At 71.6% G+C, this 12554-nt stretch carries 9 protein-coding genes and 1 pseudogene; 1 reads left to right on the top strand and 9 read right to left on the bottom strand.

The annotated features are described in order from the left end of the window. Positions 1-31 precede the first annotated feature (31 nt). The 7 genes from ABZ810_RS18690 to ABZ810_RS18720 form a co-directional block, all read right to left on the bottom strand. A complete protein-coding gene (locus ABZ810_RS18690) occupies positions 32-1033 on the bottom strand; it encodes a LacI family DNA-binding transcriptional regulator (protein WP_358404364.1) in 1002 nt (333 codons plus the stop codon). Continuing rightward, positions 1017-2444, bottom strand: coding sequence for a family 1 glycosylhydrolase (locus tag ABZ810_RS18695; RefSeq protein ID WP_358404366.1), 1428 nt, complete (start codon positions 2442-2444; stop codon positions 1017-1019). The genes ABZ810_RS18690 and ABZ810_RS18695 overlap by 17 nt, the downstream gene beginning before the upstream one ends. Continuing rightward, positions 2444-4819 carry an alpha-xylosidase gene (gene yicI, locus ABZ810_RS18700; RefSeq protein WP_358404368.1) on the bottom strand — a complete coding sequence of 792 codons (2376 nt, stop codon included), beginning with the start codon at positions 4817-4819 and terminating at the stop codon, positions 2444-2446. Before yicI ends, ABZ810_RS18695 begins: the two co-directional genes overlap by 1 nt. After that, positions 4820-5707: a carbohydrate ABC transporter permease gene (locus ABZ810_RS18705; protein WP_358404369.1), complete on the bottom strand. Its 888-nt coding sequence runs from the start codon at positions 5705-5707 to the stop codon at positions 4820-4822. Further along, positions 5704-6594 (bottom strand): sugar ABC transporter permease, encoded by an 891-nt coding sequence (locus tag ABZ810_RS18710; protein ID WP_358404372.1) that lies wholly within the window; start codon positions 6592-6594, stop codon positions 5704-5706. Before ABZ810_RS18710 ends, ABZ810_RS18705 begins: the two co-directional genes overlap by 4 nt. Beyond that, positions 6591-7886 carry an extracellular solute-binding protein gene (locus tag ABZ810_RS18715; RefSeq protein WP_358404375.1) on the bottom strand — a complete coding sequence of 432 codons (1296 nt, stop codon included), beginning with the start codon at positions 7884-7886 and terminating at the stop codon, positions 6591-6593. The genes ABZ810_RS18710 and ABZ810_RS18715 overlap by 4 nt, the downstream gene beginning before the upstream one ends. A 212-nt stretch (positions 7887-8098) precedes the next feature. Then, on the bottom strand, positions 8099-9508 hold the full coding sequence (locus ABZ810_RS18720; RefSeq protein WP_358404377.1) for a cellulose binding domain-containing protein: 1410 nt from the start codon (positions 9506-9508) through the stop codon (positions 8099-8101). A gap of 123 nt (positions 9509-9631) precedes the next feature. Here ABZ810_RS18720 and ABZ810_RS18725 point away from each other — a divergent pair, with 123 nt between their 5' ends. Then, the gene (locus ABZ810_RS18725) at positions 9632-10639 is read left to right on the top strand and encodes a glycoside hydrolase family 6 protein (protein ID WP_358404379.1); all 1008 of its coding nucleotides are present in this window, start codon (positions 9632-9634) and stop codon (positions 10637-10639) included. A 31-nt stretch (positions 10640-10670) separates the two neighbouring features. Here ABZ810_RS18725 and ABZ810_RS18730 read toward each other — a convergent pair whose 3' ends face one another. Both ABZ810_RS18730 and ABZ810_RS18735 read right to left on the bottom strand, forming a co-directional pair. Beyond that, positions 10671-11780, bottom strand: coding sequence for a lytic polysaccharide monooxygenase (locus ABZ810_RS18730; protein ID WP_358404381.1), 1110 nt, complete (start codon positions 11778-11780; stop codon positions 10671-10673). A gap of 147 nt (positions 11781-11927) precedes the next feature. Beyond that, positions 11928-12554: pseudogene (locus tag ABZ810_RS18735) on the bottom strand (xylose isomerase); the annotation flags it as partial.

Below are 12554 nucleotides of genomic sequence, written 5' to 3' on the forward strand. Positions count from 1 at the left end.
CGGGCGGAGCCCGTGGCCTCCTTCCTCTCCCTCAGGCGGGCGCCGTACTGGCCCGTTCGGTGAGCCGCGGCGGCAGGAGCGTCGCGGGCGGGACGTCGTCGCCGTCGAGCTTGGCCATGAGGAGGTCGACCGCGCGGCGGCCGACCTCCTCGGCCGGGATGGCGACCGAGGTGAGCTGCAGTTCGGCGTGTTCGGCCTGCTCGTCGGGGCACATGGCCACCACCGACAGGTCTCCGGGCACCCGCCGGCCGGCGGCCCGGAACGCGGCGACCACCGGCTCCACGATGGGCTCGTTGTGGACGACCACCCCGGTGAGGTCGGGATGTTCGTCCAGCAGCCGCTTGACCAGCTCGCGGGCGGCCTCGCCGGTGGCCTCGCACGGGTGCACGGTCGCGGCGACGCCCTGCCGCGCGGCCGCCGCCAGGAAACCCTCGGCGGTGCGCTCGGCGTACCCGGTGCCCCGCTCGTAGACCTCGGGCGGCGAGCCGATCAGGCCGACGCGGCGGTGCCCGAGCGCGGCCAGATGGTCGACGCAGGCCTCGCCCGCCGCCCGGAAGTCCAGGTCGATGCAGGTGAGCCCGGCGGTGTCGTCCGGGAAGCCGATCAGTACCGCGGGCCGGTCGAGCGCCCTGAGCATCGGCAGGCGCTCGTCGTGCAGCTGCACGTCCATGACGATCACCGCGTCGACCAGCGCGCTGTCGGCGACCCGGCGGACGCCCTCCTCGCCCTCCTCCTGGGTGAGCAGCAGGACGTCGTGGTCGTGCCGCCGCGCGCTGGTGACCACCGACACGGCGAACCGCATCACGACCGGCACGTGGATGCCGGTGCGCAGCGGGATCACCAGGGCGAGCACGTTGGACCGGCTGCTGGCCAGCGCCCGCGCGCCGGCGTGCGGCCGGTAGCCGAGCTCGCGGATGCTCTCGCGGACCCGCCGGATCGTCTCCTCCGAGATCGACCGCTTGCCGCTCAGCACGTAGGAGACGGTGCTCGGCGACACGCCCGCGTGCCGCGCCACGTCAGTGATCTTGACCATGGACCGCCCCCTGGTGAAGCGTTTCGACCGGGTCACGATAGCGAGCACGGCCGGCGATCAGGTCGCGATACCAGAACGCGCTGTCCTTCCACGTCCGCAGTCCCGTCGGGTAGTCGACGTGGATGAGGCCGAACCGTTTGCCGAAGCCGTACGACCACTCGAAGTTGTCGAGCAGCGACCAGGCGAAATAGCCGCGCAGGTCGATGCCGGCCGCGACGGCCCGTTCGGCCGCCGCGACGTGGTCGCGCAGGTAGGCGATCCGCCGGTCGTCGCGGACCCGGTCGCCGGCGTCCACCACGTCGTCGAACGCGGCGCCGTTCTCGGTGATCATCAGCGGTACGCCGGGGTGGTCGCGGTGCAGCCGCAGCAGCAGCTCGTCCAGCCCCGACGCGTCGACGACCCAGCCCATCGCGGTGTGCTCGCCCTCCTGCGGCAGGAACGCGATGTCGTCGCAGCCGACGAACGGGGTGGCGGCGCCGACCGCGTGCCCGTCGGCGCCGGGCTCCGCGGCCTGTTCCGCGTCGAGCGAGACCAGGCTCGGCTGGTAGTAGTTGACGCCGAGCACGTCGATGGGCGCGGCGCAGACCTCCTCGTCGCCGTCGCGCACGAACGACCAGTCGGTGAGGTGCGCGGTGTCGGCGCGCAGGTCGGCGGGATAACCCGTGCCCAGCATCGGGCCGAGGAAGACGCGGTTGGCCACCGCGTCCACGCGCCGCACGGCCTCCTCGTCGCCGCGCAGGTGATGCAGGTTGAGCGTGACCGAGTGCAGCGCGGACGGCGCGACGACGCCGCGCAGTGCCCGCACGGCGAGACCGTGCGCGAGGTTGAGGTGGTGCGCGGCGGCGAGCGCTTCGGCCGGGTCGGAGCGGCCCGGCGCGTGCACGCCCGACCCGTACCCCAGGAACGCCGAGCACCACGGCTCGTTCAGCGTCGTCCAGGTGTGCACCCGGTCGCCCAGCTCGCGCCCGATGCGCTCGGCGTACTCGGCGAACCGGTGGGCGGTGTCGCGTTCGGGCCAGCCGCCCGCGTCCTCCAGCCGTTGCGGCAGGTCCCAGTGGTAGAGCGTGGCGACCGGCGCGATGCCCCGTTCGAGCAGGTCGTCGACCAGCCGCGAGTAGAAGGCGACGCCCGCCGGGTTGAGCGGCCCCGACTCGCCGTCCGGCAGCACCCGCGACCAGGAGATCGAGAAGCGGTAGGCGCCGAGCCCGAGCTCGGCCATCGCCGCCACGTCGTCGGCGCGCCGGTGGTAGTGGTCGCACGCCACGTCACCGGTGTCGCCGTTCAGGACGCGGCCCGGGGTGTGGCTGAAGGTGTCCCAGATCGAGGGCGCGCGGCCGTCCTCGGCCGCCGCCCCCTCGATCTGGTACGCGGCGGTCGCCGCGCCCCACACGAATCCGTCCGGGAAACCCATCACTCCTCCTCCAGGGTCACGACGACCTCGGTGCCGGAGGCGCGGACGAGGACGCCCTGCTCGTGCGCCTCCGCCGTGCCGCCGGTCACCGAGGCGACCTCGCGACGACCGACCAGCAGTACGTTCCACGGGGCGTCGGTGCCCGTGGCCGTCAGCCTGACCGCCGCGCCGCTACGGGAGGTGACGAACGACGCGGCGGAGCCGCTCCGGGGAGCGTGGGGGGTCGTCCCCCCTCGGGTGGTGCCGTCCGCGGCGGAGATCTGGGTGGTGACGTCGGCGCCGTCGGCGAGCTCGTACACCCGCAACGTCACGCCGTCGGTGTGCGCGTAGTCGGGCCGGTCGCCGACCGCGCCCTCGGCGACGACCGCGCCGGGCCGGACGAGCAGCGGCACGCTGTCGAAGCCGTGCCGTTCGCGCACCCACCGGCCGCCGGTGACGCGCTCGCCGGTGAGGTAGTGCGTCCACACGCCCTCGGGCACGTAGTAGGACACCTCGCCGTCCGGGTCGAAGACCGGCGCCACGAGCAGGTCGTCGCCGAGCATGTACTGGCGTTCCAGGTAGGCGCAGGCGGGGTCGTCGGGGAAGTCGACGACCATCGCGCGCATCATCGGCGTGCCGTCCTCCTGGGCCTGCCGCGCGGCGCCGAGCAGGTAGGGCATCAGCCGCAGCTTGAGCCGGGTGAACGTGCGCAGCACGTCGACCGACTCCTCGTCGAACAACCACGGCACCCGGTAGGAGTGGCTGCCGTGCAGGCGGCTGTGCGAGGAGAGCATGCCGAACGCGACCCAGCGCTTGAACAGGGCGGGGTCCGGGGTGCCCTCGAAGCCGCCCACGTCGTGGCTCCAGTAGCCGAATCCCGACATGCCGAGCGACAACCCGCCGCGCAGGCTCTCGGCCATCGCCTCGAACGTCGACTCGCAGTCGCCGCCCCAGTGCACCGGGAACCGCTGCGCGCCCGCCGTCGCCGACCGCGCGAACACCACCGCCTCGGCCTCGCCCCGCCGCTTGCGCAGCAGTTCGAAGACCGTCTGGTTGTAGAGGTAGGTGTAGTAGTTGTGCGCCCGCTCGGGGTCGGAGCCGTCGAAGAAGACCACGTCGGTCGGGATGCGCTCGCCGAAGTCGGTCTTGAAGCAGTCCACGCCCATGTCGAGCAGCGCGTCGAGCTTGGCCGCGTACCACTCGCGCGCCTCGGGGTTGGTGAAGTCGACGACCGCGCAGCCGGGCTGCCACTTGTCCCACTGCCAGACGTCGCCGTCCGGCCGCCTGAGCAGGTAGCCGCGCGCCGCGCCCTCGGCGAACAGCGGCGACCGCTGCCCGATGTACGGATTGATCCACAGGCAGATCCTCAGCCCGCGGTCCTTGAGCCGGCGGAGCATCCCGGGCGGGTCGGGGAACACCCGCGGGTCCCACTCGAAGTCGCACCAGTTGTACTCGCGCATCCAGAAGCAGTCGAAGTGGAACACGCTGAGCGGCAGGTCGCGCCGCGCCATCCCCTCGATGAACGAGGTGACGGTCTCCTCGTCGTAGGAGGTGGTGAACGAGGTCGACAACCACAGCCCGTACGACCACTCCGGCAGCCGCGCCGGACGCCCGGTCAGCGCCGTGTACTTGCGCAGGATCTCCTTGGGCGTCGGCCCGTAGATGAAGAAGTAGCGCAGCGACTGCCCCTCGACGCTGAACTGCGTGCGCGTCACCACCTCGGAGGCCACCTCGAACGACACGCGCCCCGGATGGTCGACGAAGACCCCGTAGCCCGCGTCCGTGAGGAAGAACGGCACGTTCTTGTACGCCTGCTCGCTGTTGGTGCCGCCGTCGGCGTTCCAGATGTCGACGGCCTGGCCGTTCTTGACCAGCGGCCCGAACCGTTCGCCCAGCCCGTAGACGTGGTGGTCGACGCCGAGGTCGAGCTGCTCGCGCACGTAGTGGGAGCCGTCGTCGGTGTCGATCACCGCCGTCGCCCTGGGCCCGCCGCCGGTGAGCCGCCGCCCGTCCGGCCCGCCGGCCAGGAAGTCCACGCGCCACTCCTCGCCGCGCCGGACGCGGACCGACAGCTCCCCCGACGTCAGCGTCGCCGCGTCGTCGCCGACCTCGACCTCGGCGGCCGCCGCGTCGGGCGCGACCAGCAGGTCGAAGTCGGGCCGCCTGGCCCGCTCCCCGGCGAAGTGGGTGACCGTGACACCGATGACGTCGGGCATCGGCGAGGTGTAGGTGAGCGTGACGACCGGCCCCTTGAGGAGGTCGCCCCGATGGTGGATGCGCGCGGCGGGCGCGTACACGGTGAGGGAGCCCGCGCCGGCAACGACGTCGAACGCCTCCGCCGGATACACGGCGTGCACGCCCTCGCGCATCATCCAGTAGCCGTCACTGAACTTCATCTACTTGATGGCTCCTGCCGTGAGTCCGCGGGAAAGGGTGCGCTGGAAGATCAGGAAGAACACGACGGTCGGGATGAGGCCGAGGAGGGACGCGGCACTCGACATGGTGGCGTCCATCATCCGCTGGCCCTGGAGCACGCCGAGGGCGACCGAGACCGTCTGGTTGTCCTGGGAGACGAGGAAGACGAGCGGGATCAGGAACTCGTTCCACGTCCAGATGAAGAAGAAGACCATCAGCACCGACAGGGTCGGGCGCACGACCGGGACGACGACCCGCCACAGGATCTGCCACCGGTTGGCGCCGTCGATCCGCGCCGCCTCCAGCAGCGGGCGCGGGAACGTGCCGAGCACCGACGCCAGCAGGTAGGTGCCGAACGCGCTCTGGATGACCGTGAAAACGATGATCACGGCGATCCGGGTGTCGTACAGGTTCACCTGTTTGGCCAGGTAGTAGAGCGGATAGACCAGCGCCTCCTGCGGCAGCGTGTTGGCGAGCAGCAACACCGCCAGCACCCACATCCGGCCCTTCACCCGGCCGATGCCGAGCGCGTAGGCGTTCAGCAGCGACAGCAGCACGGCCAGGACCGCCACCGAGCCGCTGATCAGGGCGCTGTTGAGGAGCACCTGGCCGAAGCCGACGCGTTCCCAGAAGTCGGTGATGCCGTCCAGGTTGATGCCGCCCGGCGGCGCGAGCGGGCCGTCGGCGGTGTACTCCTCCGGCGTCTTGAACGCGTTGAAGACGACCACGATGAACGGGATCAGCATGATCCCGGCGAACGCCGCCAGCCCGCCCAGGACCGCGTAGGCGGACGGGCCGCGGCGCCGCCGCCGCGGCGGGCGGGACCGGCTCGCGCGTTCGGACGCCGGCTCGGCGAGGGTCGCGGTCACCGGTCCTCCTCCGGGTCGGTGCCCTGCACGCGCAGGAACACGACGGTGAGCGCGATGATGATGAGCGTCAGCACGGTGGCGATCGCCGAGCCGTAGCCGACGTCGGTCTTGTCGAAGAAGCTGGTGTAGGAGTAGTACGACGGAACGTTGGTCGCGCCGCCCGGCCCGCCCTTGGTCAGCACGTAGATCGGGCCGAACACCTTGAGCGCGGCGATCGTCGTCCACAGGAGGACCACGAAGATCTCCGGCCGGATCTGCGGCACCGTCACGTGCCAGAACCGGCGGAACCACGAGGCGCCGTCGATCTCGGCCGCCTCGTACAACGACGGCTCGACCCGCTGGAGGCCGGACATGAACACCACCAGCGGGAAGCCGATCTGGATCCAGACCATGACCACCAGCACGCTGTAGAGCGCGGTGGCGGGGTCGCCGAGCCAGTCGTGCGCCAGCCCGTCCAGCCCGACGGCCTTGAGCAGCTCGTTCACCGCGCCGGTCTCGGGTCCGAGCAGCCAGCTCCAGACGATGCCGCCGATGACGATCGGCAGCACCTGCGGCAGGTAGACGCAGGCGCGCAGCACGCTGGCCACGGTCGCGCCGAAGTGCCGCTGGACGACGTCGGTGAGCACCGCCGCCAGCACCAGCCCGATCATCGTCGGCACGATCGCCATGCCGACGATGACCAGGGCGTTGTGCCGGAACGAGGCCCAGAACTCGCCGTCCTTCAGCAGCTCGGCGTAGTTGTCCAGGCCGATCCACCGGGGGGTGCCGACGCCCTGCCACTCGGTGAAGCTGGTGTAGACGTTCATCAGGAACGGGATCCCGATGACGCCGGTGAACAGCAGCAGACCGGGCAGCAGGTACGGCAGGTAGGGCAGGCGCGATCTCACTTGGGCAGGCCGCCGTCGTAGAACTGCTGCAACGAGCCGAGGACCTGGTCGGGCGAGCCGCTGCCGTTCATGAGCTTCTGCGTCTCCGACACCCACTTGTCGTAGAACCCGGTCACCGGCCAGTCGGAGTAGAAGGCCAGCCCGTCGTTCTGGGCGAGGGTGGCGAAGTTGTCGATGAGCTTCTTGGTCTTGGCGTCGGTGATGGCCGAGGTGTCGGCCGCGACCGGGATGCCGCCGGCGTTGCCGAGCGCGTTCTGGATGCCCTTCTTCATCGTGATGTCGATGAAGTCGTACGCCAGGTCCTTGTTCTTGGAGCCCTTGGGCACGACCCACAGGTTGCCGCCGGAGCCGGGGGTCAGCTTGGCCTCCGGCCAGGTGGAGACGTCCCACTCGAACTTGGCGTCGGACTTGACCCGGCCGAACCACCAGCTGCCCGAGAACATGATCGGCGTCTTGCCGGAGGCGAACGTCTGGAAGGCGTCCTCGACCTTGGTGCCGACGGAGTTCTTGGCGATGTAGCCCTTGCTCACCCAGTCGGCGAACGTGGTCGCGCCGTACGTCCAGGCCGGGTCCTTGAAGTTCGCCTTGGCGGTGTAGCGCTCGAACCCGTCCACCCACGGGCGGTCGGCCTTGGTGAGGGCGAGCTGGTAGAGGTACTGGTGCGCCATGTACTCGGCGCCGGCGTTGGTGAGCGGCGTGACGCCCTTGCCCTTGAACGCGTCGAGCGCGGCGGTGAACTCGGCGAAGGTGGTGGGCACCTTGACGCCGTGCTTCTTGAAGAGGTCGGTGTTGTAGTAGACGAGCAGGTACTCGGCGTAGTTGGGGACGCCGAACCACTTGTCGCCGCCCATGGTGCCCTTGGCGTCGTACTTCGACGTCACCTGCACGTTGGGGCTGAGCAGCTTGTCCCAGCCGCGCTTGGTGACCTCGGAGCTGATGTCGGTCAGCAGGCCCTGCTTGGACAGCAGCCCGGCGGTCGCGTTGCCCTTGTTGTACTCGAGGAGGTCGGGGGCGTCCTTGGAGTTCAGGACCATCGGCGCCGTCTTCTGGATCTGCTCGAAGCCCTTCTCCTCGAACTTCACCTTCACGCCGGGGTGGGCCGCCTCGAACTCCTTGATCGCCTGGTTCCAGGCGACGCCCATCGCGCTGTCGGGGGCCTCGTAGTGCCAGAGGCGCAGTTCCTTGGCTCCGCCCGAGCCGCCGTCGCCGTCGTCGCCGCCGCAGGCCGACAACGCCAGCGCGCCGGCGGCGAGCGTCGCGATCAGGGCCGCGCCCTTGCCTCGTCTGAACATCTGGGGTTCCTCCAGGGGGTGGGTCGGTGGGCCCCGAGTCGAAGCGCTTCGACACCGCCGCCGCGTTCATCAGGCATGATGCGTCGAATCGCTTCGATTGCCAGGATCGTAGACCGGGCGTGATCCAACGCACAATAGGACGGAGCCAATTCGCGGGAGCGCTCCCACGCCTTGGCTCCCGGCCGCCCGGCCCAGCCCTGGACCCGGTCGTCCTATCCGGCCCGGCAGTCCGTGCCGTTCAGCGTGAAGCGCTCGGGCGACGCGTGGTCGCCGCCCTCGTCACCGCCGTCTCCGTCACCGCCGTCTCCGTCACCGCCGTCTCCGTCACCGCCGTCTCCGTCACCGCCGTCCCCGTCGACGCCGCCCAGGAAGCCGAACTGCGCGGTGCCGTTCGGCTGGACGCTGCGGTTCCAGTCGGCGGCGGTCACCGTGACCTCGGCGCCCTGCTGCTCCTGGCCGCCGTTCCAGAGCTGGGTGATGCGTTCACCGCGCGGGAACGTCCAGGAGAGCCGCCACCCCTCGATCGGCGCGGTGCCCAAGTTGGTGATCTTCACCTCGGCCTGGAAGCCGCCCGGCCACTGCCCGGTGACCGCGTACGTCACCGCGCAGGACGTGCCCGCGGCGGCGGGAGTCGAGGCGCGGGGGCTCGCCGCCGCCCCGGTGCCCGGCGGGTCGTCCGGCTGGAGCAGACCGAAGATCAGCGCGAGCAGCCCCAGGCCGGCGAGACCGGCCGCGGCCCCGATCAGCAGCCGCCGCGGCTCCCCCGGAGACTCCGGCACCGGCTCCGGGTTCTGGCTCTGGCCCTCCTCCGGCGGCGGCTCGTCGAGGATCTTGGTCTCGTGGCCCGGCGGCACGGGCGGGAGGGGAGACGGCGGCGGATCGGCGCGCTTCCCGGGGACGGCGGGCGCGGGGATGCCGGCGACGTCGCGGAGCCCGGCGCCCAGCTCGGTCGCGGTGGGACGTTCGGCGGGGTCATCGGCCAGGCAGCGCGCGAGGAGATCGGTCATCGTTTCGGGGGCGCCGTCGCCGAGCGCCTCGGTCATGGTCACGCCGAACGAGTAGACGTCGGCGCTCGGCGCGGGCTCGATCCCCGCACGGAGCTCGGGGGCGAGGTAGGCGGGGGTGCCGAGGAGCGGGCCGCCGGGCCCGGCCGACGCGGTGAAGGCGATGCCGAAGTCCAGCACCTTGACGCCGGTCGGCGTCAGGAAGACGTTCGCGGGCTTGATGTCGCGGTGCACCACGCCGAACGTGTGCGCCGCCGCCAGCGCGTCCGCGAGCTGGGCGCCGATGCCCGCCGCCTCCGGCCAGGGCAGCCGTCCCGCCGCCAGCCGGGCCGCCAGGCTCTCGCCGTCGAGCAGCTCCATGACCACGTACGGGACGCCGTCCTCCTCGCCGTAGTCGTAGACGCCGGTGATGTGGGGGTGGGACAGCCGCGCGGCGGCCTTCGCCTCCAGGCTGAGGCGGCGCGTGAACTCCTCCGGCCAGCCCTCGCGCGGCGTCTTGACCGCGACCGCGCGTTCCAGCACGACGTCGTCGGCGCGCCACACGGTCGCCATTCCCCCTGCTCCGAGGGGTGCGACCAGCCGGTAGCGTCCGCCGAGGTCACGGCCGGGAGTGAACATATCGGGAGCCTACGCCCCGGACGATCCGCGCGAACGCACCCCCCGAAGTGATCTTGAAGGCTATTCTCGGCGTCCGGCCGTCCGATCTCCCGGCAGCATCCGATCTCCCGGCAAGGAGCCCCCGTGGTCGCCCCCCGCCTCCGTTCCACCGCCCGCCCGCTCGCCGCGCTCGCCGCCGCCGCGGCCCTCGCCCTCACCGGCGCCTGCGCCGGTCAGGCCCCCGAGCGCACCGCCGCCCAGGTCGCCGCCGTCCAGCCGAAGGCACTCCCCGACCTGTACGCCGACCCCGGTTCCAACCCCGCCGTGTGGGCGCGCGACCACGCCGGCGACCCGCGCGCGGCGCGGATCAAGGAGTCGATCGCGGACCGGCCGATCGCCAGGTGGTTCGGCAATTGGAGCGGCGACATCCACGGCGCGGTGTCGGACTACGTCGGCGCCGCCCAGGCCGCCGGGAGGACGCCGGTGCTCGTCGCCTACAACGTGCCCGGCCGCGACTGCGGCAGCCACTCCGGCGGCGGCGCCGGCAGCCCCGAGGCGTACCGCGCCTGGATCTCGCAGTTCGCCGCCGCGGTCGGCGACCGCGGCGCGATCGTGGTGATCGAGCCGGACGCGGTCGCCCAGCTCGACTGCCTGCCGGGCGACGCCGAGCGGCAGACCCGGCTCGACCTGATGAAGCACGCGATCCAGCGGTTCAAGGCGAGCGCGCCGAACGCCCGGACGTACCTGGACGGCGGCAACGCCACCTGGATCCCGGCGGACACGATGGCGCAGCGCCTCCAGTCCGCCGGGATCGCCGACGCGCGCGGCTTCTCGGTGAACGTGTCGAACTACCACACGACCGCCGACTCGGTGGCGTACGCCGAGAACGTCAACACGGCGCTGTCGAGCCGGTTCGGCTACACCAGGACCTACGTCGTCGACACCAGCCGCAACGGCAACGGCTCCAACGGCGAGTGGTGCAACCCGGCGGGGCGCAGGCTCGGCACCGCGCCGCGCGCCGGCACCGACGCCGAGTACGAACTGTGGATCAAGGTGCCGGGCGACTCCGACGGCGACTGCGGCATCGGCGCGGGCGTCCCCGCCGGGCAGTTCAGCCCCGACATCGCCGTCCGCCTGATCGACGGCACCTGATCGGCGGCCTCTGCTCGGCGGCTTCTGACGGTCAGCCCGTCATGCAGTGGGAGTCGAGGGCGGTCGCGGCGCCGGCGGACCTTGCGACGAAGCCGAAGGTGGTGGAGGCGCCCACGGCCAGCGACCCGTTCCAGGCGGCGTTCCTGACCTCGACGTCCGCGCCGGTCTGGGTGTGCGTGCCGCTCCAGAGGTTGTCGATGGTCTCGCCGCCGGCGAACGTCCAGTGCGTCCGCCAGGCGGTGAGCGGGACGGTGCCGGTGTTGGTCACCTTCACCTCGCCCTGGTAGCCGCCGGTCCAGGAGCTGACGGCCTTGTACTCGGCACGGCACACCGCTCCCGGCTGCGTCGGCGGGGGCGTGGTGGGCGGCGGGGTCGTTCCGCCGCCGACGCCGGTCACCTCGCCGTTGCCGCCGTCGAAGACGACGTCGGAGCAGTTGTAGAAGGTCTCCGCGCTGTCGGACCGTTGCCAGACCGAGTAGATGAGGTGCCTGCCGCTCTTGCCGGCGGGCAGCGTCGCGTTCCAGTAGTAGTAGGCGCTCTCGCTGCCCGGCGAGCCGACGCTCGGCGGGTCGGTGACGCTGTCGAACGGCTGATCCTCCAGGTCGTCCCAGGTCAGCGGCTGCGTTGGGCTCCAGCCGTCTCTGGTGATGTACGAGCGGAACGTGCCGGGGTGCGCCGCCCACTTGTTGTAGCGGACCTGGATCTCCCGGCCCGAGGTCAGGTGGGTCAGCGGCCAGTCGTCGCGCGGCAGGTCGTAGCCGGCGAAGTCGTAGACCCGGGCGTCGGCGCTGCACAACTTCCCGTCGGGGATGAACCCGCGGGTGCGTCCCGCGCCGTCCGACCGCAACACCGCGAACCAGTTGTAGAGCGAGTTGGCCCCGCTCTGCGCCACCGCGGCGGCGCAGGCGGGATTGGTCGGCCTGATCTCGCCGGTGGGAGTCAGGCCGTCCTTCCAGCACAGGTAGGTGCGGCTCCCGGGGGTCATCATGGCCCCGTGCGCCTCCGCCGGCACGGCGGACAACATCGTCGCGACGGCCGCGGTGCCGAGGGCGGCTCCGATGAACGGGACGGTGCGCCTGAACGGGACACTGCGCCTGAACGGGACACTGCGCCTGAACGGGACGGTGCGCCGAATTCTCACGTCTCCTCCTGTCGTGGCCCCCTGCTCGTCTCCCTTCGGACGCTAACTTCGGGTGCCACGGCGGCTGAACGACCTTCCACGCCTTTCACGAAAGGCCCGATCCTTGACGAAGACCGGGCCCTCCGGGAAAGGCGGGACGGCCGCGCCTCAGCGCACGCCGTACAGGTGTTCCAGCGCGAGCTGGTCGAGCCGTTCGAACGCGCCCCCGCGGGCGGCGAGCGCGGCGATGTCGGGGGTGAAGCCGCGGAGGTCGCGCCAGCCCTCACCCTCGCCGAGGGTCGGCACCGCCAGCTCCTCCACCCGGGCCGCGGCGAGCGCCTCGGCGACCTCGGGATCGGCGCGGAACGCCCGCACCTTGTCGCGCAGGATCAGCCAGTTGGTCATGCAGGCCCGCGCCGACTCCCAGACACCCTCGTCGTCCTCGGTACGCGGCGGCTTGAAGTCGAAGTGGACCGGCCCGTCGTAGTCGCTGCCGTCGATCAGGTCGACCACCCAGAACGCGCCGCGGGCGTTACCCGCGCCGAACCGCAGATCCTGGTCGTAGCGCGGCCCGTGCTGCCCGTTCAGATCGATGTGGAAGAGCTTGCCCTGCCACAACGCCTGCGCCAGGCCGTGCGCGTAGTTGAGGCCCGCCATCTCCTCGTGCCCGACCTCGGGGTTGACGCCCACCATCTCGGGGCGTTCGAGCCGTTCGATGAACGCCAGCGCGTGCCCGACCGTCGGCAGCAGGATGTCGCCGCGCGGCTCGTTGGGCTTGGGCTCGATCGCGAACCT

The sequence above is a fragment of the Spirillospora sp. NPDC047279 genome, from assembly GCF_040643285.1.
GTDB lineage: Bacteria > Actinomycetota > Actinomycetes > Streptosporangiales > Streptosporangiaceae > Spirillospora.

What these genes read in the sequence shown, in the direction of transcription:
- ABZ810_RS18690 (WP_358404364.1), bottom strand. Translation starts at nt 1,033, where the DNA reads ATGGTCAAGATCACTGACGTGGCGCGGCACGCGGGCGTGTCGCCGAGC.
- ABZ810_RS18695 (WP_358404366.1), bottom strand. Translation starts at nt 2,444, where the DNA reads ATGGGTTTCCCGGACGGATTCGTGTGGGGCGCGGCGACCGCCGCGTAC.
- yicI (WP_358404368.1), bottom strand. Translation starts at nt 4,819, where the DNA reads ATGAAGTTCAGTGACGGCTACTGGATGATGCGCGAGGGCGTGCACGCC.
- ABZ810_RS18715 (WP_358404375.1), bottom strand. Translation starts at nt 7,886, where the DNA reads ATGTTCAGACGAGGCAAGGGCGCGGCCCTGATCGCGACGCTCGCCGCC.
- ABZ810_RS18720 (WP_358404377.1), bottom strand. Translation starts at nt 9,508, where the DNA reads ATGTTCACTCCCGGCCGTGACCTCGGCGGACGCTACCGGCTGGTCGCA.